This is a genomic window from Hyphomicrobium zavarzinii ATCC 27496 (assembly GCF_000383415.1).
Lineage (GTDB): Bacteria > Pseudomonadota > Alphaproteobacteria > Rhizobiales > Hyphomicrobiaceae > Hyphomicrobium_C > Hyphomicrobium_C zavarzinii.
The window spans coordinates 41449-64983 of sequence record NZ_KB911265.1 but is presented as its reverse complement, the minus strand read 5'-3'; the positions used below and the strand labels follow the sequence as shown (position 1 = coordinate 64983).

Below are 23535 nucleotides of genomic sequence, written 5' to 3'. Positions count from 1 at the left end.
GCTGGCCGTTCATGGCCCTTACCTGCAACTCTCAGACCTAGCTTGCCTATGGGGCTATCGGTCGCAAGGTAAATAAGAGCCGTCACAATCGGAGCTTGCTGATCAGACTTCGAGTGAAATATCACGCGAGGCCGGATCGGCAAGGCCGCCTGTGAGGCGTGGCCGCTGCCCTACTCTGCGCTGGGTACGGCAGAAATGTGACGCGGCGTGTGTCGTTAACGGATGATCGGCTCGCCTCCCATCGCAATTGTTTTCATATTACGGAGCATGGGATTGTCTTTCAGCCGGAAATGGCCGGGGATATCAAAGGAGAAAGATGGAGCCTGCCAGATTGTCGCACCAGCGTTATCGACCAAAGTTATAGTGCAAGTATTGGGGTGTTTTGGCCGCCCGGTGTGGCGTTCCAGACGCGCGTGAATGGCGCATCGGCCTCACCCAGCATTGCCGAAATGTCACTAGCGGGTGAGGGTTCGCCGCGTATAGTGAACGCGGGTCGGCACGCGGAGCGTGAAACGCCTCCAGGAGGCGGGCTGAACGCCGCTCGGGGAGCACGGGCCGCCCCGGCACTTCGTGGAGTTTGCCGTTGTCTGCTTTTTTGCGTCCTGCTGTCTCTGCGCTGCTTGTGGTGGCGATGACAGCGCACGCCGCGTCCCCGGTTTTAGCCGCTCCTCCGATGACGCGCGCCGATTATGAGGCGTGTCAGGCGGCCGACGAGGCCGGCTTTCGCAGCTCAATCGAAACTCTGTCGCTGAAGGCGCTCGAAGCCGGCGTGAAATCGTTCGACTATCGCGCGTCCGTCGATGGCCAGTGGCGCCGTCTCGGCATGGATGAGCTGCTCGCCAAGCGCGTCGATCTCGCGATTGAGGAAGTGCGCAGCGAAACGAGCTGGGCGGGGCTCGCTCAGTCGTTGATCAATTCCGAGAAGGCGCAAGAGATCTCGACCGCCGTCGCTGAGCGCGTCTATCGCTCGGACGCCATGAAATCCGCCATCGAAAGTCTTGCGACCGGTGTCGGCAACGAGGTGGGCCGCACGCTGGAGCTGGCGAGCCAGGATGCCGTCGGCCCGTCGCTCGAATGCCTGCGCGCGTTCCTGGGTAAGCGCTACGGCGCGACCGTTGCGGGAGTGGTCACGACCGACGTGGAGCGGGATTTCGGCCTCGAGAGCGTCGCCGGCCGCGCGACCATATCGTCCGGCTCTGTCATTCAGCAGTCGAGCCAGGGCATCGCCGGCGCCGCAATTCTTCTCGTCCGCCGTCAGCTCGCGAATATCGCCGCGCGTGTCGGCCAGCGGCTCGCCGGCAGCATCCTCGCCCGCCTCGTCTCCGTCGCGGCAGGCGGCGTCGGCCTCGTTCTCGTCGCCAAGGACATCTGGGAGCTGCGCAATGGCGTGCTTCCCATCATTTCCGACGAGATGAAGTCCGACGCCACGAAGGACATGGTGAAAGCAGAGCTCGCGAAGACCATCGGCGAGCAGATCAACGCGCACCTGCACGAGATCGCCGCCAAGTCCGCCGACCGCGTCGTCGAGATCTGGCAGGGTTTCCGCAGGGCGCACCAGAAAGCCCTCGAGATCGCGGAGAAGAACGAGGGGTTCCGCACGTTCCTCGATACCGTGAAGCCCGAGCAATTGGCGCGTCTGGACGAGGTCGTCGCGTTGGTGCTCGCTTCGGACGGCGAGCAGGGCGTCCTGAAGCGCCTCTCCGATGGCACCCTGAACGAGGCGGTCCGTTTCCTGCCCGAGCCCGCCATGGCCATTGCGCGCGACACGCGATCCATCGATGCGGCGCTCGGATGGTCGGCCCTCGCCGGAGACCAGCTTCCCAGGGTTCTGGAGCATGAGATCTACCGCCGCGCCGCGCCCTCGGGCTTCACCCGCACCACTCTATCCACGCTCTTGAAGCTCGACGATCACGTCGCGATCACCCGCCTCGCTGGCCTCCAGCCGGAAGCCAGGGATCGCCTGTTCGGTCTTGGCACCGAGGATTTGAAGCGTCTCGCCCGCAGCTTTTCGGAATCGGAGCTGGAGACGCTCGCGCGCTACCTGGACGGCCTCGAGCCGGAGCCGCGCGCACGCGTGCTGTCCGCCGTCGCGGCAACGCCCGCCAAGATGCAGAGCCTCGCCTCGCCGCGCGTGCGAGAAGCCGTACTGGCGAGCAAGGATCAGGCACGCGCCGTTGATATGATGTTGCGGGATGGCGGGGGCAATCCGGAGCTCATCCTGGACGACGCCAAGGCCGCCTGGGACGGGCGCATCTCTCCCGTGCTCATCTGGGAGAAGCACCCCCTCCTGGTCGGCGCGCTGGGTGTCGCGTTTCTGTTCGTGCTGCTGATGATAAGGCGCCTGTTCCGGCCGCGCCGCCCGGCAGGCCCCGCCCAGACGCCGGCCTGATCCGCCGCCCGGCAATTGACGCGGTTTCCCGCGCCCCATAGGTTGCGGCCTCGCCGTTTTGATTTGCCGCACCTGTCGTCCAATTCCGAAAGCTCCCGTTCATGTCAGAAGCTCTTCTCGATCCCACCCTTGCCGCCGCCCTGGGCGACGCGAAGGCCTGGCCGTTCGAGGAGGCGCGCCGGCTGATCAAGCGGATCGAGAAGCGCAAGGCTGGCGCGGACAAGGCGGTGCTTTTCGAGACCGGCTACGGCCCCTCCGGCCTGCCGCATATCGGTACCTTTGGCGAGGTGGCGCGCACCACCATGGTGCGCCGCGCATTCGAGGCGCTGACTGGCGGTAAGATCAAGACGCGGCTTCTCTGCTTCTCCGACGACATGGACGGCATGCGCAAGATTCCGGACAACGTTCCGGATCGCGCGTTCCTCGAGCCCTATCTGCAGATGCCGCTGACCTCGGTGCCCAATCCATTCGGCGGCGATTACGCGAGCTTCGGCGACCACAACAACGCCATGCTCCGCCGCTTCCTCGACACCTTCGGCTTCGACTACGAGTTCGCGAGCGCGACCGACTACTACAAGTCCGGCCGCTTCGATGAGGTCCTGCTCAGAGCTGTCGAGCGCTACGACGACATCATGGCCGTGATGCTGCCGACGCTCGGGGCGGAGCGGCGCGAGACCTACAGCCCCTTCCTGCCGATTTCGCCCACCAGCGGCCGCGTGCTCTATGTGCCGATGAAGGAGGTGAATGCGAAGGCGGGCACCGTCACCTTCGCCGACGAGGACGGCCGCGACGTCACCGTGCCCGTGACGGGCGGGCACGTGAAGCTTCAGTGGAAGCCGGATTTCGGCATGCGCTGGGCGGCCCTCGACGTCGATTTCGAGATGTTCGGCAAGGACCACCAGACCAACGCGCCGATCTACGATCGCATCTGCGAGATTCTGGGCGGCGTCGCGCCCGAGCACTACGTCTACGAGCTGTTCCTAGACGAGAACGGCGAGAAGATCTCGAAGTCCAAGGGCAACGGGATCACGATCGATCAGTGGCTCACCTACGCCTCGCCCGAGAGCCTCGCGCTCTTCATGTTCCAGAAGCCGCGCAGCGCCAAGAAGCTCTACTTCGACGTCATCCCGCGCGCCGTGGACGAATACCTTCAACTGCTCGCCGCCTATCCGCGGCAGGACGCCAAGGCGCGCCTCGACAACGCCGTCTGGCACATTCACGGCGGCCAGCCGCCGAAGGGAGACACCCCCGTCACGTTCGCGCTGCTGCTCAACCTGGTCGCGGTGTCGAATACCTCCGACAAATCGGTTCTGTGGGGCTTCATCAAGCGCCATTTCCCCGATGCGACGCCGGAAGCCTATCCCTTGCTAGACAAGCTCGTCGGCTATGCCGTGAGCTACTACGCGGACTTCGTGAAGCCCCGGAAGCGCTACCGCGCCGCCGACGAGGAGGAGCGCGTCGCGCTCCAGGCCCTGTCGGACGCACTCGCCAAGGCGCCCGCGGACGCGAGCGCCGAGGATCTCCAGACCCTTCTCTACGACGTGGGCCGCGCGGTACCCCGCTATCAGGATTTCGCCGCCAAGGGCGCGACGCCCGAAAGGCCCGGCGTGTCGAATGCCTGGTTCAACACTATCTACGAAATCCTGCTTGGCGAAAGCCGGGGTCCGCGCTTCGGCTCGTTCATCGCGCTCTACGGCATCCCCGAGACGCGCGCGCTCATCGCCTCGGCGCTGAACGGCGAACTGGTCGCGAGCGAGAAGGTGTGAGCGGCCGGCTCTAGAACTTGATGTCCCAGTCCTTGAACAGGATGCCGATCAGCTCCTCGGTGCGCCCGAGGATCTGCGCGGGCGTCCAGTCCGCCGCCTCCGCGAGCCGCTTGGAGAGCACATAGGGCGACCGCGACAGGATCGAGCGCTTGGTCTCCCACTCGAGCGTATCTGCCTTCTGATTGTCCTCGGGCGAGAGCAGCGTGAGATTGCCGAGCCGGTGGGAATAGTCCTTGACCGAGCGTGCGGATGGGAAGTGCTTCCGCCAGCCGCTCTTTACGGCGAAGCCGCGTGGCAGGACGTGCTCGATGGTGAGCGCGCTGCGATCGATGGGCCCCGGGTCCTGTCCGAGCGCGATGCTGATGCGCCGCAGCACGCGCCCGCTGTAGTGCTTGGCATCGAACGACGTGCTGCGCAGGTTGGAGATCGCCATGTCGCGCAGGGTCGACGTCATGTCGAGCTCGCGCATCTGCGAGACCGTGGGCACACGCTCGATTTCGCCGAGGAGCTGCAGGATGCGGTTGTGCTGTTTCGTGGGATCGAAGCCCGCGATCTTCATCATCCAGACCAGCCGCTCGAGCCGTTTGAAGAAGAGCAGCGTCTCTTCCTGATCGCGCGGCCGTTCGAGCCAGAGCAGCGCCGCCGGAACCCAGAGCTGCGGATCGATCCAGCCGAGCCGCTCTGAAAGCGCCGGCAGCTTTCGTGCATCCTTGCGGTCGCTGGTCCGTCGCAGCACCGCGAGCCGTTCCGCGGCGGGCTTCAGCGTACCTTCGAGGAACGTGCGGCCGGCGCCTGCGACGTTGAACGTATAAGCCTCCGCGATGTCGATCTCGATCGGCTTGCCGCTGCTCTTTCTCCTTTTGAGAGTGCGCAGATGGCCGAGCAGCGCGTGCATGTCGTTCGCGCTGAGGATGGATTCGCAGCTTTCCCAGATTTTCTGACAGTCTGCGCGCTCGGGCGGCGGCACGATGGAAAGCAGGCTGAACTTCGCGCGATCGGACTTGCTGAAATCGACGCGCGTCTCCTCCTCCGTGCGAAGGAACGACCAGGCTTCCTCCTCGTCCTCGACCGAGGCGACGATGACACAGCATCTCTCCGCCAGGTAGGTGACGAGCGCGCGCCTGACTTCCGGCGTGTACTCCAAGCTCGAAAGCTCGGCGCGAAGATAGTTGCGGTTCTCGATGACGTTCCGCTCGGTCTCCGACAGCGCGTCGAAGTCGTCCTCGGGGTCCACCGTCGTGGAGCCAGGCGTCTGCACGAAGCGCTCGCAGGAGAGCGCCATGGCGTCCTGCGGACTGAGGCGCACGTCTTTGCCGCGGATGAAACCGTTGAGCTTGCTCTGCAGAACCGGATCGCTTTCGAGATCGCGCAGCACGGCAAACAGCAGGGTGAGCGACATCACGCGTTGGTGCCCGTCGACGAGCGCCGTCTCAGGCTGCCCCTGTTTTTTCGCCACCATCAGCTTGCCGAGGAAGTAGCCGCGCTGGCCTTGGTTGGCGCGCATGGCGCCCGTAATGTCGGACAGAAGACGGCCGATCTCGGCGGTCTGCCACGCGTAGGCACGCTGGAAGTACGGGAGCCTGAAGTGGTAGGCGTCGGAAAAAAGATCCTGGAGCGATACGACGCCGACAGAAATAACCTCGTGCACGCAGAACGTCCTCGCCTTCCCGTATCGTGAAAAACAAACCTCTCCATCCCGTGACGCGCGCACCACGGGCAGGACTGGAAAATGTCCCTCGGATCGCCGTTCGCAATGAATTTTGAGGTTGCGCAGAACCCCCGCAGCACGTGCTATGACCCCGCTCCGCAACCCTCCGCCAAGCCGGGACCGCTACCACGTTTCTGCCGGTGAATTGTACACGAGATCGATGGCCGGAGACGAGCGGATAAATGTAGCGTATTGCCACGTGAAGGATAGGAACATTACCGCGCCCCTTCGCATCCGCGACCGGTGCGGCGCGCGTCATCAACACCGGACGGGATCATGATTTTCAAGATTGTCGGGCAGGAAGCGTGGGCGAAGGCCTGCCGCGAAGGCGTGTACCGTGGCTCCCCCGACGACATGCGCGACGGCTTCATCCATTTTTCTGCGCCAGAGCAGCTTCAAGGCACGGCCGCCAAGCATTTCAGAGGCGTCGCTGATCTTCTGCTCGTTGCATTCGATGAGAAAGCTCTGGGTGCGGCGCTCGTCTGGGAGCCGTCCCGCGGGGGCGCGCTGTTTCCGCATCTCTATGGAGAGCTGGCGACAGCGCTCGCGCTGTGGCAGCGCCCCTTGCCTCTGAACGGCGAAGGCGTGCCGCAGATACCTCAGGAGCTCGTATCATGATCGGCGCGCTCGCGGGCCTCGCTCGTCCCGTTTTGTTCGCACTCGAGCCCGAGGTTGCGCACGAGGTGACCCTGCGAGCGCTCGAGCTGGGAGTCTACCCGCGCTGCCCGGGTACTGAAGCCCCCGCTCTCAGATGCAGCCTATGGGGGCTCGACCTTCCCAATCCCATCGGCATTGCCGCGGGGTTCGATAAGGATGCGCGCGTGGCGGATGCCGTGCTCGGCCTCGGATGCGGCTTCGCGGAGGTCGGTACCACGACGCCTCGCCCGCAGAGCGGAAATCCGGCCCCGCGCGTCTTCCGTCTTATCCCCGAGCGGGCTGTCATAAATCGGCTCGGCTTCAACAATGCCGGACACGCCGCCGCCCTGAAGCGCCTCACCGCGCGCGCCCGCCGTGGCGTGGTCGGCGTCAACATCGGCGCCAACAAGGACAGCACCGACCGTGCCGCCGACTACGTGGCCGGCATCGAGGCCTTCTACGGCGTCGCCAGCTATTTCACGGTGAACATTTCCTCGCCCAACACGCCCGGCCTCCGAGACCTTCAGGCCCCCGATGCGCTCGACGAGCTGCTGGGCCGCATCATGGCCGCCCGCGCGGCGAAGGTGGCATTGGGCGCACCAAGCCGCCCCATCGTCGTCAAGCTCGCCCCGGATCTCGCGGAGGACGCGGTGGAGCCGGTCGTGGCGGCCTTGCTGCGGCACGGCGCCGACGGCATCGCCCTCTCCAACACCACGCTTGCCCGGCCCGGGCTGACCGATCCGGCCGCCCGTGAGGCGGGCGGACTCTCCGGCCGCCCTTTGTTCCATCGTTCCACGGTCGTGCTTGCGCGCGTCTACGAGGCGACGGCCGGAAAGGTGCCGCTGATCGGCATCGGCGGCATCGATAGCGGAGAGACGGCGCTCGCCAAGATCGAGGCCGGCGCCACGCTGCTGCAGCTCTACACGGGCCTGATCTACGAAGGCCCCGGCCTCATCGGCCGCATCACGAGCTATCTTGCGAAGGCGTGCGCCGAGCGCGGCGTGCGGACGCTCTCGGAGCTGACCGGCACGCGCTCCGCCGAATGGGCCGCCAAGCAAATCTGAGGCGCGTTATTCCGTCTTGGAGCGCGAAGCCCCGACCACGCGGGCAATCAGCCAGATCGGGATCACCACCAGCGCGCCGAGCAGCATGTACTCGAGCACCCATTCCACGGCGCCAAAGCCAAGATCATAGATGTTGCGCAAAAGCTCGTTGATGCGCTGGAAGAAATTGCCGAGGTCGATCCCGAGCGCCTTCATCACGATGCCGACGGCGAGCGAGATCAGGGCGAGGCGGATCAGCACCCCGAGCGGGTTTCCGCCAAAAATCGTGTTACGGTCCATAAGGCGAAATCCCTTTGCGAGCGGGCCGGAAAACCGGCTCCCATGTAGCATAACCATCGGCGGGAGCGAAGGAAGTCTCAACGCGTGACGGGCGTATCCGAGAAGGCGGGCAGGCGGCGGGCCGCGAAGGGCGTAAAGGCTGAGGAGGCCAAAGCGGCCGGGATGGTCCTTCCCGATCCGTTCGCGGCCTGGTTTGCCCGCCGCGGGTGGAGCCCCCGTGTGCATCAGCTCGCCCTGATCGCCCAATCCAAGGCCCGCCGCTCGACCCTGCTGATCGCTCCCACCGGCGCCGGAAAGACGCTTGCTGGCTTCCTTCCGAGCTTGATCGCGCTTTCCGAGGCGCCAAAGCGGCCGAAGCAGGGGGCGGGCCTCCGCACGCTCTACATTTCTCCGCTGAAGGCGCTCGCCGAGGACATATCCCGTAACCTCGTCGCGCCCGTCTCGGAGATGGGCCTCAAGGTCGCGATCGAGACACGCACGGGGGATACCTCCGTCGCGCGCCGCGCCCGCCAGCGGGTGAAGCCGCCGCACATCCTGCTCACCACGCCCGAGCAGGTTGCGCTGATGTTGTCCAGCTCGGACGCGGGCTACGTGTTCGGCGACCTCGACACCATTATCCTGGACGAGCTGCACGCCCTCGCCCCCTCGAAGCGCGGAGACCTGCTCTCACTCGGCCTCTCCCGCCTTCACACGCTCGCCCCCGGCCTCATGACGCTCGGCCTCTCGGCGACCGTCGCCCGGCCGTCGGAGCTGAGAAGCTATCTCGTGCCTCAGGCTGCGCCGGATCTCATGCGCACGATGGCCGATGTCGTCGTCGCGAAGGGAGGCGCAGCGCCAGAAATCGCGATCCTGGAAATCGAGGAGCCCGTGCCGTGGGGCGGTCACTCGGCGCGCTACGCCATGGCCGACATTTACCGCGCCATCGAAGCGCACCGGACGACGCTCGTCTTCGTCAACACGCGCATGCAGGCGGAGATGGTGTTTCAGGAGCTGTGGCGCATCAACGAATCCAACCTGCCGATCGCGCTGCATCATGGCTCGCTCGACAAGGCGCGCCGCATCAAGGTGGAGAAGGCGATGGCGGAGGGGCAGTTGCGCGCCGTCGTCGCAACGTCCACGCTCGATCTCGGCATCGACTGGGGCGATGTGGATCTCGTGGTGAACGTCGGCGCGCCGAAGGGCGCGTCCCGCCTCGCGCAGCGCATCGGCCGCGCCAACCATCGTCTCGACGAGCCGTCCGAAGCGCTCCTCGTGCCCGCAAACCGCTTCGAGGTTCTCGAATGCCGCGCCGCTCTCGAAGCCGCGAAGGCCGGGGAGCAGGACACCTACATCGCCCGCAGCGGCGCCCTCGATGTCCTGGCTCAGCATGTGCTCGGAATGGCCTGCAGCGGTCCGTTCCGGCCTGAAGATCTGTACGAGGAGGTGCGCGCCGCCGCGCCCTATTCCGCCCTTACGCGCGACCGCTTCGACCGCGTGGTGGACTTCGTGGCGACCGGCGGCTACGCGCTCAAGGCCTACGAGCGTTTCGCGCGCCTGCGCCCCACCGGTGACGGCCACCTGCGCCTCGCCCATCCCTCGCTCATACGCCAATACCGCATGAACGCGGGCACCATCGTCGAAGCGCCGATGATCAAGATCCGCCTGGTCGGGCAGCGCCGCCGGAAGACGACCGGCCAGCCCGGCGCACGTCCCCTCATGGGTGGCCGCGTTCTGGGCGAGGTGGAGGAATACTTCGTCGAGCAGCTTTCGCCGGGCATGACCTTCGTGTTCGCCGGAGAGATCCTGCGCTTCGAGGGCATGGAGGAGACGGAGGCTTACGTCACCCGTGCGCCGGGCGCGGATGCCATGATCCCGAGCTATGCCGGCGGCAAGTTCCCGCTCTCCACGCATCTCGCGAAACGCGTGCGCGCCATGCTGGCCGATAGGAAGCAATGGAACGGCCTTCCGCTTCCGGTTGCGGAATGGCTGCGCCTTCAGGATGGCTATTCGCAGCTCCCCGGCATCGACGACGTTCTGGTGGAGACGTTTCCGCGCGGCAATCGCCACTTCATGGTCGCCTATCCGTTCGAAGGGCGTCTCGCCCACCAGACGCTCGGCATGCTGCTGACGCGGCGGCTCGAACGGGATGGCGCGCGCCCCATGGGCTTCGTCGCCAACGACTATGGCCTTGCCATCTGGGGGCTGGGCGATCTCTCCCAACGCATCGCCGACGGCACGTTAAAACTCGATAGGCTGTTCGCCGAGGACATGCTCGGCGACGATCTCGAAGCCTGGCTTGCGGAATCGAGCCTCATGCGCCGCACCTTCCGCACCGTGGCGGTCATCGCCGGGCTCATCGAGCGCCGCCATCCGGGGCGCGAGAAAAGTGGCCGCCAGGTCACGATGTCGACCGATCTCGTCTACAACGTGCTGAGGCGCCATGATCCCGGCCATATTCTGCTGGAAGCCGCCTGGGAGGATGCGGCCACGGGATTGTTGGATATTGCTCGGTTGGGGCAATTCCTGGCCCGCACGCGCGGGCGAATCAGGCATCAAGCTCTAGATCGGGTCTCGCCGCTATCGGTTCCGATCCTGATCGAGATTGGTGTCGAGCCCGTCGCGCGCATCGCGCGGGAGGATCTCCTGAGGGAAGCGGCCCAGGAGCTGATCGCCGAAGCGATGCGGCTCGATGGCAGCGGCAAGAAGAGGACGTGACGTGAGAAACACGACACAACTGCTCGAGCTCAAGCCGGAGCGGCTCGACGTCGGCGAGTTCAGCCAGCAGCCGATCTCCATCTCGGGCCGCTCGTTCCTGGCGGATGTATCGGGCGCTCTCTACTGGCCGGCCGAGGACGTGCTGATCGTCGCCGACCTCCATCTCGAAAAGGGCTCCTCCTTCGCCGCTCGTGGCGTTCTGCTCCCGCCCTACGACACTGCCGCTACCTTGGAGCGCTTGGCTGCCACGCTGGATGCCTATCAGGCCGCGACCGTCATCTGCCTGGGCGACAGCTTCCACGACCGCAATGCCGGCGAGCGCATGTGCGACAAGGATCGCGAGACGCTGGCCATCCTCCAGGAGGATCGCGAGTGGCTTTGGCTGAACGGCAATCATGACCCGGTGATCGCGGAGTGCTTCGGGGGCCAAGTGCTGCCTGAGATCACGGTGTCCGGCATCACCTTCCGTCATGAGCCGGCGGCAAGCCCCGTCACGCATGAGATCGCGGGCCACCTTCATCCCGCAGCGCGCGTGTCCTTCCACGGCCACGTCATCCGCCGTCCCTGCTTCGTCGGAAACGGCAATCGCCTCGTGCTGCCGGCCTTCGGCACCTACGCGGGCGGATTGAACGTGCTCGACGACGCGTTCGCGCCCCTCTTCGGCAACGACGGCTTGTCCGTGCTCGTCATGGGCCAGGAAGGCCTCTACCCGATCGCCGCACGTCTTCTGAAGGAAGACTAGACCATGATCGCTTCGGACCCTATCAGTCCGAAGCGTGAATCATCGGTCTAACAAAAGAGACCATGATCGCTTCGGACCCTATCAGTCCGAAGCGTGAATCATCGGTCTAACAAAAGAGACCATGATCGCTTCGGACCCTATCAGTCCGAAGCGTGAATCATCGCTCCCGTTAAAGCGCCGGGAGCGCGATTCTGATCCAATAAAAATTGATCGCGCTCTAAGCTGCGTCCCGCCGCCGGAATGCGGCCGAGGCAAGAAGCCCCGCACCCACCGCCACCGCCACCGCAAACAGGCCGTAGAGCGCAGGCTGGCGCATGGCAAAGCGGTAGAGCCACAGCTCGATGCCAGACCGTTCGAGCCGCACACGAGACTGGAACGCACTGAGCAATTCCCCTTCCCGGAACAGATACACGCGCGCCGTGAGCGGCCCCACGGGAACGTTCGCCGGCAGCGAGATGGAACTGCGGAACAGGCTCTTGCCCATGAAGATCACCGCATAGTCTTCCTTGAGATAGAGCCCTTCCTTCTGCTTCAGCCGGATGACGGCATCCTTGAAGGCCTTGAGCTCTTCTGGGTCGGTCTCGATGGCCGACTTCGCGGCCGGCGCGAGGCGCACGAAATCGAGCCCGATCGCATTCCGCTCGAGCAGCGGCTCGTCGGCGATTTCCTCAATGGGCCGTGTCGAGACGATGGCGTAGTAGCTCGGCGCGCTTTCGTAGGCGACGGATTCCGTGTTGACCCACAGCCCCGCCACGTTGGATTTGCGGCGTGCGAGCAGCGGGGTCGGCATCCCTTCGAGCACGACGATCACGTCGTAGTATCCGGCCTCTGCGCTCGGCTGGCGGCTGTTGACCACGGAGCCGAACACGACGATCTCGGTGCCCGTGAAGGCGGAGGTCACTGCAATCGTCCGCGTCGAAACATCGGCTTCGACAGCCTCCCGGGGAGGCGCCTGATCGGTCTTGGCTGCGGTGCGCTCCGTCTTGCGGTTGCGTGGCGTCTTGACCGGAGGCACCCGTTTGTCCGTCGCCCCCGGCTCCTGCGCGATAGCATTGCTCGCGGGCACAGACGCGAGCCCGAGCCCGGCCACCATCACGCCCATCAGCGGAATAAGCCGTAGCCAGCCTCTTGGGATCAGGCGGACGGGCGTCATCACATCCCCCCGAGCGTTGCGGTGATGCTGAACAATTCCCGCGGCGTCACCACGAGATCCCAGCCGATGCGGAAGCAGACGAGCAGCACCAGAGCCGCGAGCAGTAACCGCAATTGCTCGCCCCTGAGCCGGGCTCCGGCAGCCGCGCCATATTGCGCACCGATCACGCCGCTCACGATCAGCAACAGCGCGAGGACCACGTCCACGCTGTAATTCTCGCTCGCCTGCATGATGGTCGTCACGGCCGAGACGAACACCGTCTGGAACAGCGACGTTCCCACCACCACGTTGGTCGGCACGCGCAGCAGGTAGATCATGGCGGGAACCATGATGAAGCCGCCGCCTGCGCCCATAATCGCGCCGAGAAACCCGACAAACGCGCCGATCATCAGCGGCGGAATGGCGCTGATGTAGAGCTTGGAGCGATGGAACCGCATCTTGAGCGGCAGACCATGGATCCAGTTGTGCTGCCCGGGCCGGCGCATGGAGTAAGGCCGGCCGCGGCGCACGCTCTGCAAGGCATTTATGCTCTCGATCAGCATCAGGATGCCGATCACGCCGAGGAACGTCACGTAGGCGAGCGCGACGAAGAGATCGAACTGGCCCGCAAGGCTCAGGATGCGCACCATCTTGACGCCGATGACCGAGCCCGCGACGCCGCCCGCGAGCAGCACCACGCCGAGCTTGATGTCGACGTTGTTGCGCTGATATTGCGCCATCGCGCCCGAGACGGAGGAAGCCACCACCTGCGCGGCACCGGTGCCGACCGCCACCGCGGAAGGAATTCCGGAGAAGATCAGAAGCGGCGTCATCAGAAACCCGCCGCCAACGCCGAACAGGCCGGAGAGAAAGCCCACCGCTGCGCCCATGCCAACGAATAGCAGCACGTTGGCGGACATCTCGGCGATCGGCAGATAGATGTGCATGCGTGGGGAGCTGTTACGCCGGTATCGCGCGATGAGGCTTCACAGCCATCCCGGAGGGATGGAGAACGGCATGGCACCGTCCGCCCGCCCTGGAACGGCGCGAGGACATGTGCGGCCCCGCCGCATCATCGTATTGAACCTTTGCCGCGAGTGCCAGTGCGCAGTGGCCCGCAAGATGCGCCGGCGATTGACGGATTTCGGGCGGGGCAACGCGCCCCGCCGGAAATCTTAACCGTTCGCGTCGTTGTTCACGCGCTTCTTCCAGTCTTCACCGGCCGCGCGGGCATCGTTGGCCAGCGGAACGGGTGTCTGTGCCTTGAACGACGAGACGAGGCTCTCGGCGATGGCGAGGTCGCTCGCGCTCAGCGTGCCCTTGAGCTCGTCACGGCGGGCTTTCGCATCCGTATCGCCGTTCTTCGCCGCGAGCGCATACCACTTGTAGGCTTCGACCCGGTCGGCCTTCACGCCGAGACCGTTCTCGAGCAGAACGCCGAGATTGTACTGGCTGTCGGAGAGGCCGTGTGAGGCAGCCTTTGTGAACCACTGCGTGGCAGTGGTGTAGTCGGGCTCGCCCTGCTCGCCGCCTGCAGCAAGCACAGCGAGATTGTGCATCGACTTGACGTTGCCCTGCTCGGCGGCGCGGCTGTACCAGATGCGCGCGCGTCCGATGTCCTTCGTCACGCCGAGGCCGCGCTCATAGAGCGTTCCCAGGCGATACTGAGCCTGCGCGAAGCCTTTCGTGGCCGAGCGCTGATACCAGCGCAGCGCTTCTGCAAAGTCCTGCGAGGTTCCCTTGCCCTCGGCAAGGCGTGCGGCAACTTCGAATTCCGCCGAAGCATCGCCGTTTGCAGCCGCGAGACGAAGCGAAAGCGGCCCAACCGTTGCAGGCGGCAGGTCGAGCGCGCTCGAGCGCTGTGCGCCATCCACCGTATCCGGCGTGCTTGCGGGCTCGGTGTAGGCCGTCTCGACGCGGCCGCTCTGCTCCGGAAGCAGCGCGTCCGGCGACTGTGCCGCAGCGATCGTGCCGAGCTTGCCGGAAAGGCTCGCCAGCACCTGCTGCTGATAGACGTCCGCCACCATGGCATCCGGCACGGCGCCGTTGGCACCGGCAATCGTCATGCCGCGCGGAGGCGAGGCCGGCGCGCCGCTGGTTTCGAGCGCGGGCGGATCGAGCACGTCGTCCATGAAGCCGTAGGGCGTAAGCGCCGAGCTGCCGGTGGGGTCGGCCTGCTGTGGTTCAGCCGTCGCGGCCGGCGGCACGAACTGCGCAAAGCCGGTCTCGTCGTCCGTGAGATCGGAGCGCGGGGCCGTATTCGGAGCGGGCTCCGGCGTCTGCTGAGGCGCTGCCTCGGAGCCGCTGGCCGCCGGGGCCTCCGGCTCGGCGCCGATACCCTCGGGCTGGATCGTGATCTGCGGCGCAGGCGGCGGGCTGCTCTTCCGGTTGAGCAGAAGGATGCCGCCGTTGATGGCGACGACGAAGGCCAGCGCGGCCGCGAGGAGCTTGGGAGAAGCGCCGAACAGGCGGCCCGCGCCTGCGGCGAACGGCAGGCGGGCGGCCTGGGCGAGAGCTGCGCGGGCGGGCTCGGCGGCTGGGCGGCGCGAAACCTCAGTCTTCTCGGCGATCGCCTCGGCCCGGTTGGCCGCCGCCTTGAGCTTGGCGCGGCGTGCGTCCGCGATGAAGTCGCGGCGTAGGCGATCGACGGGCGATGCCGCCTCGTCGGTGGATGCGGACACGTCGGCGTCGGCAGGAGCGGCGAAGACCGAAGGCACTTCGACGGGCGCGACCAGCATGGGATCGGCCGCCTCACCTTGATCGTGGAAGCGATCCTGGAAGCGGCTGGCGGAAAAGTCGGCAGGCGCAATGTCGGCAGGGGCCGGAGCCGCCGCATACCGCCGGGCGGGCTCGTCGTTGAACGAGGCGAACATCTGCGTCTCGGCGGCAGGCTCGGCCACGGGCCACGGCGCGGTGGTCGCGGGATGGCCCTGCTGCTCGAGCGAATCCATCCGGTCGAGGATGCGCACCATCGCCTGCTGCAGCGTGTCGAGCATACCGAACGCGGTCTGCTCGTTCTGGCGCTGCTCCTGGATCGCCTGTTCCAGAAGCACCTTGAGCTCGTCGTAGCGGTCCGCCTGCGCGTTGACGCGTCCCGAAAGGCCGGTCACCAGAGACGTCGCCGCGGCTTCCGCCTGGCGCCGGTCCTGGATCGAAGCCTCGATCAGGTCGCGCAGCTCCTGATGGCGCGCGGCCTCCGCGCTTGCGCGCTCGCCATCCTGGCCAAGACGCGCGTGCACTTCCTCGGCGGCGCGCACGGCCACCGCTTCGATGTCGGCGGCAAAGCGCGTGTCGTAGTCGAGCAGCTTCGCGATGCGCTCGTCCGACACCTGCTCCATCACGCTGCGCACATCGGCTTCGATGCCGTCGATGCGTGCCACGTGGCGATCCAGCTCGTCGAGCTTGTCGCCGAGAAAGCTGATATGGGTCTCGATGAGCCGCAGTCCGTCGAGATCCGAGCGGCGCACCACGTCTTCCAGCGCCGAGCTGATGTGCTTCTGGAACTGATCGAGGCGCTCTTCCAGCAGCATCATGGTGCTGCCGGGCTTGAGGTCGGCCAGCGTGCGCTTGATGCGATCGGCGATGTCGTAGAAGCGGTGGCCGAGCCAATCCTGGCGGTCCTGGGCCTCTGTCGCGGCAGCGTGCTGAGATGCTGCGTCGGTCTCGTAGGTCCGCATCAGCGCTTCGGCGCTGGCCGCATCCCAGGGCTCTTCGCCGGCCGGATGCGTCTGGTCGGGGCGGCGCAGATCCAGCGCGCGAAGCCGCTCGACGATGCTGGCGATGGTCTCGCCCTGGCGCCGCTGTGTCTCCTCGATCTCGCGCGCAAGCTCATGCACGAGCCGGTTGGGGCCGCCTGGCATTCCAGAATAGCCGTAGGCCCCCTGAGAGGCTGGCCATTTCTGTTGTTCTGTATGCAACATCACGATCCCCACGGTGAATGCGGCGCCCACGGCCGGCCGTTCCCTTGAGGGAGTCGAAGGCGGATCAAAAACCGCCCCGTCTTGCCGGGCTGAAGCGTGCGAGAAGGGTCAGACGAGGCACAAGCAGAAACCCGAACAGTGTGAAGGTCTCAGCCGTCAGTAAATGTTCAGTTAAGTCCCTCTTGGAGCCAGGAAATCGGCCATTAAATGAGGGTGTTGGCAGGGCGAAGCGCCCCCGTGGCGTGCGAAGTGATTCGTTGGCCTAGGGGGCGACGGCGCGGACGCGGTCACAAACGGCTGCTATGCTTGAGCCAAAGCCTGCCATGTAACGAATGGAGAATTTCCGTGAGCAATATGTCTCGTCGCGGCTGTAACCATGGCCGCCGCCCGTGGCTTCTGGGCTCGCTCGCCGTCGTCCTTGCCGCGCCCGCCTGGGCGGCCGGAAACGAGTCCGGCCGCTACACGATGTCTCCCACCGAAGGCGGCGTCATTCGCCTCGATCGCGAGACCGGCGCCATGTCGTTCTGCGCCGGCAAGGAGGGCGAGTGGTCCTGCAAGGAGATGCCCGAGACCGAGAGCGCCTTGAAGAAGCGCGTGGAGGAATTGGAGGGTGAGAAGCGGGCGCTCGAAGCGGAAAAACGCCTGCGCGACGGCGCCCTCGGCGGCCCTTCCGTAAAAGAGCCGGAGGCGGGCGAGCCTCACGCGGAAGCGGTGCCGGCCCCTCCGGGCGATTTGCCTGTCCCGAACGAGCGCGACGTGGACAAGCTGTTCGACTACGTCGAAGGCATGGTCAAGAAGTTCAAGGAGCGCATCGACCGCCTGGAGCGCGAGGCCAAGAAGGAGCCGGAGATGCCGCTCTGAAGCGGCACCCCGGTCCGATCCTTAGGCTGCGGTCGGCTGGGCCTGCGGCTCACGCAGTGGCTCGCGGCGCGGCGTGAGGCGGAACGCGTCTGGCCGCGTGAACAGGAAGCCCGCCCACGTGCCCTTGACGGCCCACTGCAGCGCCAGCGCCCCCACGATTCCGGCAAGCGCCGAGAGAAGTGCGATGGCCGCAGCCGCTTCGCCGCCGGTGAGCTTCAGAAGCACGATCCGCACCGGTCCCATGAACACGGTGAAGGCGAGGTAGACGGCAATCGAATTGCGCCCGCAGTAGGCCAGAACGTCGCCGGCCGTACGCTGCGTGGCGAGCACGCTGAACGCGATCACCGCACCGATGCCGATGTAGGAGAACACGAGATCCGGACCGTGCACGAGCGCGACGCCTGAGGTGACGCCCACAGCGTTGAACGCGGCCCACACGACGAGGCCAAGCGCCATTGCGGCCGCCGGAACTGCGCGCAGCCTGTCTGCGAACGACAGGATAAAGGGCGCGAGCGCGTAGCCCGAATAGAAGAACACGAAGCGGTTCGAGAACTCGTCGACGATGAACACGCCGCTCTCGGGCGCTGCCACGTGCAACAGCGCCGCGACCGCCAGCACGATCCACTTGGGCACGGGGCGCAGGAGCTTTGCGACCACGAAGTAGACCATCAGGAGATAGATGAACCAAAGCGTGCCGAAGGGGATGAGGTAGCTCGCGAGGTAGTCCTGAAGCGTCGCCGTCGCGCCGCTCTCCTGCACCATGCCCGGCGCCTTGAGCGCGAACTGGATGGTGAGCCACAGCACGTAGAAATAGGCGAAATGCACGACCTTGGTGTCGAGGTAGCTGCGCCACGGACGATCGATGCGGGCAGCGAGGAACAGGCCCGAGATCAGAAAGAAGTCCGGCATCCGGAACGGCCGCGCCCAGTCGATGAAGGCATGAAGGCTCGTTTCCGAGCCGATGGCTTTTTCGACGCCGAGCGTGGCGTGCATCATCACGACGAGGATGATGCAAAGGCCTTTCGCCACATCGACCCAAGCCAGACGGGCTTCGGAACTCTTCTCTGAACGTGTCATTTTGCGCCTCGATTGGGGAGCGGCCCGTACCAGTGCGGCACACGACGGCTGATGCTGAGGAGCAAAGCAAGACGCGTTCCGGGTCGCCGGACCCTAGCGCCGGGAGAGTTAGAAAATGAGCCTGTAGCGGACGAAATCGTCCGCGAGCGTAAAGCGATCGTAAACGCTGCGCGCCGCCGCGTTCGAAGTCCGCGTGTGCCAGTAGAGGCGCGACCAGCCCTTGGCCTTGGCCGTTGTGACGAGATCGCGGATCAGCGCTTCGCCGATACCGCGCCCCCGCCGCTCGGGCGCGACGAAGAGATCTTCGAGATAGCAGACGGGGTCGGTCGTCCAGGTGCCCGCATGGAGCACCGAAAGGCTGAAGCCGCACACCTCGCCCGATGTCTCGGCAACCCGGCAGAACAGCCCGTCCTGGCGGCGGATCAGCCGCTCCCAGGTCTTGGCTGTCACCTCGTCTGGCAGCTCGGACTCGTAGAAGGCCAGGTAGCCGGCCCAAAGCTGGCGCCAAGAGGGTTCGTCGCTCGGAACAGCGTCTCGGATTAGCACGGGCGGAGGGGTCCTTTTTGTGAACGCCACATAGTTACCGGTCTGCTCCCCTCCTGACCAGCCGAAGAGATGAATTATGGTCTACACCTCTAAAGGTCAGTGTGCAGGCTTATGCGATCGCGTGCCCAAAAAAGAAGCGCGACGGCCGCTGAACAGCGGCCGCCGCGCTAAAGACCGAAAGACGATCGATATTAGATGATATCGATCTCGGCCGGCAGGTACGAAGTGACCTCGAGGCCAACTTCCTGCTCGCGAACCGACGGCTTCATCCAAGTCTTCATGGGTAGTTCCTCCTTAAAAACATGCGAGACGAGATGCGTCTGCGCACGGGTATTAAATAGGCAGGTGACCGCCTGATTTCCAATCGTATTTTCATTCGCGTTCTATCAGGCAGGCTGATGCTACTGTGTACCAGTTTCGGCCTCGAATGCGTGTCACGAAACACGCGTGAAACCTCCGCAGCAGGCGAGAAAAACGCGGAAAAAGGCTGTCTGGGAGCGAGTGAAGTCCGCGATAGGTGGGGAGCGCGGCAGAGGAAAGAGGGCGTGCGAAGCGCCTAAAATCGCGGGGTTGTCGGCAGCCGCCACGCGCGGGAACACGCACATGTGAAGGGAAGCGGTGCCCGTGTGATGCCCCTCATGCGAGAAGAGAAGGCGCGATCTAATTTCCGCGCAAAGCAGCCCGAAAAACAGAAGCGGGAGGTCCGCCGAAAACCGGAGCGGGCGGATATGAAGATCCGATTAAAAAACCCGTCAGCGTATGAACGCAATGACACAAAGTAATGACACAAAATAAAAACGGCGGCCGCTTTGGCGACCGCCGTCTAATTCGACAAAAAGCCGATCGACTTAGATGATGTCGATCTCAGCCGGCAGATACGAGGTAACCTCGAGGCCGACTTCCTGCTCGCGAACCGAGGGCTTCATCCAGGTCTTCATGGCAATTCCTCCTTAGGGATCCAATGACCAGCGGGCCGCCAGCCCGTCTAGATCTAGGGCATATATAGTCGCACCCCCTGATAACGACAAATCGCAAGTTCGTGATCTGTACATCAGGTAATTTTATCGGATAGAAAAGATATTCTTATCGCGGAAATAGGCAAAAAATAGAAGTGATATCAACTGACTGAATGTTGATCAGAAAAGCGGAGCCTTCAAGCCCACAGCACGCCTGCCACGGGAAGCGCCAGCCATACGAGGGCATGGGCGATCCTCGGTGCACGGCCGAGCCAGGCCAGCAGCAGGCCCGGAATCGTGAAGAGGAGCAGCGGAAGCGCGATTGCGATGCCCATGCTCTCGTCAGCTGACGAGCCGAGCGGATCGAGCGATTGCAGCTTCAAGTGCGCGAACAGCAGAAAGCCAATGATCTGGATGCTGCCGACGGCCAGCGTCGCCAAGCGAAGCACCTCTCCGCCCCGCAATACATCCTCACGATCGATATCGTCGGTCATTCCTGGCTGTCCGTTCGGTGGGCGGGGTCAATTGGCGGGCACGCCTTCGCAGAGCTGAAGCCCTTGGGGCTCCAGCGCACACGGCGCGAAGTCGAGGATCACCAGATTGGCCGCTTGGCGGGCCCTGCGAAAGACGGCGCGGCGTCTCAGGCGGCGCTGCCGCGGTCCTCCTCGAAATCCGATTCCAGCGAGGCCGCGAGATCCTTCAGGTCTTCCGGGATCGGCAGACCGTAGGCCTTGAGCTCGTTGAGCCGCTCCTTGAGCTGAAGGTAAAGCTCGTGGCTGTCCTCCGGCTCGTTTTGCATCTGTGTGAGCAGAAGCCCGATCTCCGCTTTGACGTCTTCAAAGGCCATGGGGGTCTCCCGAGAAGAAGCGCGACATCCCGAACCGCACCAGGCGCGCTCACGTGGAACCAGAGCGTCTCCAAGTGCTTATCCGGAGATAGGGATGTCCCCCATGCCGCCGCAAGAGGCGAGGGGCCTTCCCGCGCCGTCCGCCGCCACAGCGAGGTCCAATTTTTCGGCCCATCTGCCCGCGTGCGGAACAAAGGAACCATTGGGGGAACAATGGACACTCCAAACATCCGCCGCGGAGCCGGCATTCTCACCGCGTCCGCTCTTCTGATCGCGCTCTGCCACCCGCTGCCGGCATCCGCCGATGATCCGCCTCAGTACTGGGCGGTGACGGGCGTTGCCGACAACGACACGCTGCACATGCGCGACGTGCCGCACGGCGACAGCCGGATCCTGGCCGATATCCCGCCGAAGACGCGCGGATTGAAAGGGCTCGGATGCCTGAAGCCCGAGCCGAGCCTCGACCGCTGGATGACGATGACGGCCGACGAGCGCGCCAACGCCAAGCTCGAATGGTGCCGCGTTGACTACAAGGGCCGGCAGGGCTGGGTCGCTTCGCGCTTCCTGCGTCCAGACAAATAACCCCACGCTGCGCGCGTCATCTCGGCTCGCGAGCTTGCGCCCTTCTGAGCACAAGCCCACGAATGCGCGAAACAAGCGCCACACGCCTGCAACTGCGCGGAGGAGAAACGATACGCGCAGTCCCGCGTTGTCCTCCACGTGTGCTATCCTCTTCGCCGTGCGGGACGAACGGGGATGGAGTGAGAGCATAGGCGATGCCTGAGCGGCAGGCTGATCGCGTGGTGGGGTGGTGATGCGTTTTGATTTCGAGGCTCTTCGGCAGCACGTTGCGGCAAAAGCCGCGTTGAGCGTGCCCGCATTGGTGGCAGCCGGAGGCGTGGCGCTGGCCATGCTCGCGGTGCTCTATGGCGTGATGCGCGGAGCCGATGATGTCCCCGCCGATGCGGTCGTCGTGAACGGCCCCGTTTTTACACCCGTCGCGCTGACACCGCCTGCTCCCGAGCCCGCCATGCGCCCGTCGTCGCCGGGCAGCGCGTCCGCCATGCGCTTCGATGATGCCGTATCGGTGACGCGCGCCGTGCAGACCGAGTTGAAGCGCGCCGGATGCTATCAGGGGCCTGTCAACGGCGTCTGGAGCGTGCCGACGCGCAAGGCGATGGCCGAGTTCACGACCCTGGTGAACGCGCGCCTCCCTGTCGACCGCCCGGACAGCGTGCTCCTCGTTCTTCTCGAAACGCACAACACCACATCATGCTCGGACGGTGCGTCGGCCGGAGCGGAGGAAAAAAGACGCGGCCGCGAGCGCAGAACGGAAACCGCGAGCATCGAGCAACGCCGTGCTGACGAGCAGCGCGATGTGACGCGCGCGCCGGTCGAGACCGAAGCCTCCATTCCGAAGTTCCGGAGCGAGGATCGTCGCTATTCGGTGGAGGAGAGGCAGCCGTCCGACGCAGCCTCCTCCGTCGAGACCGCGGCGGTTGAGCCCGAGCCTGGGAGCGACACGCTCGGCACAGGCGAGGCGGCAGCACTGGCCGCTGCAGGAACGGCCGCCGCAACGACGCATTACAAAGCCTCGCCGCCCGAGCGCCGCCGCACGTCCCGCCGATACAAGAAGCAACCCTCGCTCGCGCGCTCCGTGTCCAAAGGCTTCCGCCAAATTCAACGCAGCCTCAACAAGCTGTTTTGATCGGCGCGGTTCTTGGGGTCTGCGCGACCTAGCATATGATGCCGGCTCGCCTTTCGAGCGGCCGGTATCGTGCAATACGAGCGCGCAACAAAAAACGTCACTCCGGCGAAGGCCGGAGTCCAGACACATCAAAGTTCAGAAATCCTCGGTTGAATGCTCCGTCTGGCGCATCTGGACCCCGACCTACGTCGGGGTGACGGAGTGGTATCTCGCAGAGCACCTATGTATTCAGCGCGGATCTCACGCTGTTTATGCGTTATGACCCACTTCCCAAACCTCCTCCTGCACGCGGATGTCGGCGAGGATGCGGTCGAGGAGCAGGCACGTGCGCTTGAAGAGATCGGACCCGCGGCGGTAGTCGGCGGCGGCATAGAAGTCCACGCGGCCCGCCCGGAACAGCTCCACGCACTTCTCGGGCGCCTTGCCATCCGGATGCACCGCGATCGCGTGTCCGCCGCTCTTCCTCATGAGCGCCATGGAGGGAACGTCCGTGTCGCCGTCGCCGAAATAGATCATGTTGCGGAACGGGATCGGCCGCTGGTCCTCGGGCATGTGCGAATTGATGCTCTCGCCCAGGTCCTCGATGCCCTTGTTGATGCGGAAGAGATACTGCGTCTTGCCGGTGTCCGTGATCACGCGCTTCGGATACGGCAGCTCATAGGCGTCGAACCAGTATTCGGACGCGAACACGTTGTGGAAGTGCTTGCGGATCTTCGTGCCCTCGACGATCTCGGTGAGGCCGGAGGAGACGAGATAGTGGCGCAGCTTCACGCCGTGGCTCTCCGCGCGGATCTTGATGTACTCGGCGATGGCATCGAACCATGCCTCCACCCCGGGAAAGAGCTCCACGTCGCGCCCCTGCTTGACGAGGTCGGAGCGATCGATGCGGATGCCCTTCTCCTTCGCCTTTTTGTACATCAGGTGCATGTAGGTGATGAGCGGATCGGCGCCCTGTTCGCGCGCCACACGTCCGCACTCTGCCCAGAACTCGGCCGGATCGACGCCGAGCTGCGGCAGGAACGAATATTCCTGCATCGGGCGCGGAGAGAGCGTGCCGTCGAAATCATAGACGAGGGCGATGGTCTTCTTGTCGAAGCCCGCAGCTTTCGGCTTTTTCTTGGCCTTGCCGGAGGGTGCGCTCTCGCGCGCGGGAACATCCTCGTCCCGCTCTCTCTGCCGCCCCGTCGCGCGCTCGGTCATCGCCGGCTCC

General features: G+C 64.9%; 21 protein-coding genes. 9 read left to right on the top strand and 12 right to left on the bottom strand.

The genetic code is table 11. The features are described from left to right. Nucleotides 1-673 precede the first annotated feature (673 nt). Together F812_RS0121260 and F812_RS0121255 are read left to right on the top strand one after the other, a co-directional pair. Nucleotides 674-2389 carry a hypothetical protein gene (locus tag F812_RS0121260; RefSeq protein ID WP_020088007.1) on the top strand — a complete coding sequence of 572 codons (1716 nt, stop codon included), beginning with the start codon at nt 674-676 and terminating at the stop codon, nt 2387-2389. A gap of 101 nt (nt 2390-2490) precedes the next feature. Beyond that, complete coding sequence (locus tag F812_RS0121255; protein ID WP_020088006.1) at nt 2491-4155, top strand: lysine--tRNA ligase; 1665 nt, start codon at nt 2491-2493, stop codon at nt 4153-4155. A gap of 10 nt (nt 4156-4165) precedes the next feature. Here the strand turns inward: F812_RS0121255 and F812_RS0121250 are convergent, their stop codons facing one another. Beyond that, on the bottom strand, nt 4166-5803 hold the full coding sequence (locus F812_RS0121250) for a DUF262 domain-containing protein (RefSeq protein ID WP_020088005.1): 1638 nt from the start codon (nt 5801-5803) through the stop codon (nt 4166-4168). A 336-nt stretch (nt 5804-6139) separates the two neighbouring features. Here F812_RS0121250 and F812_RS0121245 point away from each other — a divergent pair, with 336 nt between their 5' ends. Both F812_RS0121245 and F812_RS0121240 read left to right on the top strand, forming a co-directional pair. Beyond that, on the top strand, nt 6140-6481 hold the full coding sequence (locus F812_RS0121245) for a DUF952 domain-containing protein (RefSeq protein ID WP_020088004.1): 342 nt from the start codon (nt 6140-6142) through the stop codon (nt 6479-6481). After that, entirely contained in the window at nt 6478-7563 is a 1086-nt protein-coding gene (locus F812_RS0121240; RefSeq protein WP_020088003.1) for a quinone-dependent dihydroorotate dehydrogenase, read from the top strand. Before F812_RS0121245 ends, F812_RS0121240 begins: the two co-directional genes overlap by 4 nt. Nucleotides 7564-7569: 6 nt before the next feature. Here the strand turns inward: F812_RS0121240 and F812_RS0121235 are convergent, their stop codons facing one another. Continuing rightward, nucleotides 7570-7842, bottom strand: a complete 273-nt coding sequence (locus tag F812_RS0121235) for a DUF6460 domain-containing protein (protein ID WP_020088002.1) — start codon at nt 7840-7842, stop codon at nt 7570-7572. 162 nt (nt 7843-8004) lie between these two features. On the opposite strand from F812_RS0121235, the gene F812_RS0121230 reads away from it, so the two are divergent. Together F812_RS0121230 and pdeM are read left to right on the top strand one after the other, a co-directional pair. Next, entirely contained in the window at nt 8005-10536 is a 2532-nt protein-coding gene (locus F812_RS0121230) for a ligase-associated DNA damage response DEXH box helicase (RefSeq protein WP_040499008.1), read from the top strand. Then, nucleotides 10511-11278 (top strand): ligase-associated DNA damage response endonuclease PdeM, encoded by a 768-nt coding sequence (gene pdeM / locus F812_RS0121225; RefSeq protein ID WP_020088000.1) that lies wholly within the window; start codon nt 10511-10513, stop codon nt 11276-11278. Before F812_RS0121230 ends, pdeM begins: the two co-directional genes overlap by 26 nt. A gap of 217 nt (nt 11279-11495) precedes the next feature. On the opposite strand, the gene F812_RS0121220 is transcribed toward pdeM, so the two are convergent. The 3 genes from F812_RS0121220 to F812_RS0121210 form a co-directional block, all read right to left on the bottom strand. Then, complete coding sequence (locus F812_RS0121220; protein ID WP_245257741.1) at nt 11496-12431, bottom strand: TIGR02186 family protein; 936 nt, start codon at nt 12429-12431, stop codon at nt 11496-11498. Next, the gene (locus F812_RS0121215) at nt 12431-13357 is read right to left on the bottom strand and encodes a sulfite exporter TauE/SafE family protein (RefSeq protein WP_020087998.1); all 927 of its coding nucleotides are present in this window, start codon (nt 13355-13357) and stop codon (nt 12431-12433) included. Before F812_RS0121215 ends, F812_RS0121220 begins: the two co-directional genes overlap by 1 nt. 228 nt (nt 13358-13585) lie before the next feature. After that, the gene (locus tag F812_RS0121210) at nt 13586-16360 is read right to left on the bottom strand and encodes a tetratricopeptide repeat protein (RefSeq protein WP_020087997.1); all 2775 of its coding nucleotides are present in this window, start codon (nt 16358-16360) and stop codon (nt 13586-13588) included. Nucleotides 16361-16675: 315 nt separating this feature from the next. Here F812_RS0121210 and F812_RS25805 point away from each other — a divergent pair, with 315 nt between their 5' ends. Beyond that, nucleotides 16676-17191: a hypothetical protein gene (locus F812_RS25805; RefSeq protein WP_156827592.1), complete on the top strand. Its 516-nt coding sequence runs from the start codon at nt 16676-16678 to the stop codon at nt 17189-17191. Between the two features lie 21 nt (nt 17192-17212). Here the strand turns inward: F812_RS25805 and F812_RS24980 are convergent, their stop codons facing one another. The 6 genes from F812_RS24980 to F812_RS0121175 form a co-directional block, all read right to left on the bottom strand. Next, nucleotides 17213-18268 carry an acyltransferase family protein gene (locus F812_RS24980; protein ID WP_020087995.1) on the bottom strand — a complete coding sequence of 352 codons (1056 nt, stop codon included), beginning with the start codon at nt 18266-18268 and terminating at the stop codon, nt 17213-17215. A 108-nt stretch (nt 18269-18376) separates the two neighbouring features. Further along, entirely contained in the window at nt 18377-18814 is a 438-nt protein-coding gene (locus F812_RS0121195; protein WP_020087994.1) for a GNAT family N-acetyltransferase, read from the bottom strand. Nucleotides 18815-19005: 191 nt separating this feature from the next. Then, nucleotides 19006-19095 (bottom strand): pyrroloquinoline quinone precursor peptide PqqA, encoded by a 90-nt coding sequence (pqqA, locus tag F812_RS24975; RefSeq protein WP_020087993.1) that lies wholly within the window; start codon nt 19093-19095, stop codon nt 19006-19008. 567 nt (nt 19096-19662) lie between these two features. After that, on the bottom strand, nt 19663-19752 hold the full coding sequence (gene pqqA / locus F812_RS24970) for a pyrroloquinoline quinone precursor peptide PqqA (RefSeq protein ID WP_020087993.1): 90 nt from the start codon (nt 19750-19752) through the stop codon (nt 19663-19665). 215 nt (nt 19753-19967) lie between these two features. Continuing rightward, the gene (locus F812_RS0121180) at nt 19968-20264 is read right to left on the bottom strand and encodes a hypothetical protein (RefSeq protein WP_020087992.1); all 297 of its coding nucleotides are present in this window, start codon (nt 20262-20264) and stop codon (nt 19968-19970) included. Nucleotides 20265-20410: 146 nt separating this feature from the next. Beyond that, nucleotides 20411-20617, bottom strand: a complete 207-nt coding sequence (locus F812_RS0121175; protein WP_020087991.1) for a hypothetical protein — start codon at nt 20615-20617, stop codon at nt 20411-20413. A gap of 213 nt (nt 20618-20830) precedes the next feature. Between F812_RS0121175 and F812_RS0121170 the strand changes: the two genes are divergently transcribed. Continuing rightward, complete coding sequence (locus tag F812_RS0121170) at nt 20831-21199, top strand: SH3 domain-containing protein (RefSeq protein WP_020087990.1); 369 nt, start codon at nt 20831-20833, stop codon at nt 21197-21199. Between the two features lie 232 nt (nt 21200-21431). Beyond that, nucleotides 21432-22325, top strand: a complete 894-nt coding sequence (locus F812_RS0121165) for a peptidoglycan-binding protein (protein ID WP_020087989.1) — start codon at nt 21432-21434, stop codon at nt 22323-22325. 249 nt (nt 22326-22574) lie between these two features. Here the strand turns inward: F812_RS0121165 and F812_RS0121160 are convergent, their stop codons facing one another. Further along, the gene (locus F812_RS0121160; protein ID WP_020087988.1) at nt 22575-23525 is read right to left on the bottom strand and encodes an HAD family hydrolase; all 951 of its coding nucleotides are present in this window, start codon (nt 23523-23525) and stop codon (nt 22575-22577) included. Nucleotides 23526-23535: the final 10 nt, after the last annotated feature.

Excerpts from the sequence above, each read along its gene's own strand:
- F812_RS0121260 (WP_020088007.1), top strand. The coding sequence starts at position 674 with ATGACGCGCGCCGATTATGAGGCGTGTCAGGCGGCCGACGAGGCCGGC.
- F812_RS0121255 (WP_020088006.1), top strand. The coding sequence starts at position 2,491 with ATGTCAGAAGCTCTTCTCGATCCCACCCTTGCCGCCGCCCTGGGCGAC.
- F812_RS0121245 (WP_020088004.1), top strand. The coding sequence starts at position 6,140 with ATGATTTTCAAGATTGTCGGGCAGGAAGCGTGGGCGAAGGCCTGCCGC.
- F812_RS0121240 (WP_020088003.1), top strand. The coding sequence starts at position 6,478 with ATGATCGGCGCGCTCGCGGGCCTCGCTCGTCCCGTTTTGTTCGCACTC.
- F812_RS0121235 (WP_020088002.1), bottom strand. The coding sequence starts at position 7,842 with ATGGACCGTAACACGATTTTTGGCGGAAACCCGCTCGGGGTGCTGATC.
- F812_RS0121230 (WP_040499008.1), top strand. The coding sequence starts at position 8,005 with ATGGTCCTTCCCGATCCGTTCGCGGCCTGGTTTGCCCGCCGCGGGTGG.
- pdeM (WP_020088000.1), top strand. The coding sequence starts at position 10,511 with ATGGCAGCGGCAAGAAGAGGACGTGACGTGAGAAACACGACACAACTG.
- F812_RS0121220 (WP_245257741.1), bottom strand. The coding sequence starts at position 12,431 with ATGACGCCCGTCCGCCTGATCCCAAGAGGCTGGCTACGGCTTATTCCG.
- F812_RS0121215 (WP_020087998.1), bottom strand. The coding sequence starts at position 13,357 with ATGCACATCTATCTGCCGATCGCCGAGATGTCCGCCAACGTGCTGCTA.
- F812_RS24980 (WP_020087995.1), bottom strand. The coding sequence starts at position 18,268 with ATGACACGTTCAGAGAAGAGTTCCGAAGCCCGTCTGGCTTGGGTCGAT.
- pqqA (WP_020087993.1), bottom strand. The coding sequence starts at position 19,095 with ATGAAGACTTGGATGAAGCCGTCGGTTCGCGAGCAGGAAGTTGGCCTC.
- pqqA (WP_020087993.1), bottom strand. The coding sequence starts at position 19,752 with ATGAAGACCTGGATGAAGCCCTCGGTTCGCGAGCAGGAAGTCGGCCTC.
- F812_RS0121180 (WP_020087992.1), bottom strand. The coding sequence starts at position 20,264 with ATGACCGACGATATCGATCGTGAGGATGTATTGCGGGGCGGAGAGGTG.
- F812_RS0121175 (WP_020087991.1), bottom strand. The coding sequence starts at position 20,617 with ATGGCCTTTGAAGACGTCAAAGCGGAGATCGGGCTTCTGCTCACACAG.
- F812_RS0121170 (WP_020087990.1), top strand. The coding sequence starts at position 20,831 with ATGGACACTCCAAACATCCGCCGCGGAGCCGGCATTCTCACCGCGTCC.
- F812_RS0121165 (WP_020087989.1), top strand. The coding sequence starts at position 21,432 with ATGCGTTTTGATTTCGAGGCTCTTCGGCAGCACGTTGCGGCAAAAGCC.
- F812_RS0121160 (WP_020087988.1), bottom strand. The coding sequence starts at position 23,525 with ATGACCGAGCGCGCGACGGGGCGGCAGAGAGAGCGGGACGAGGATGTT.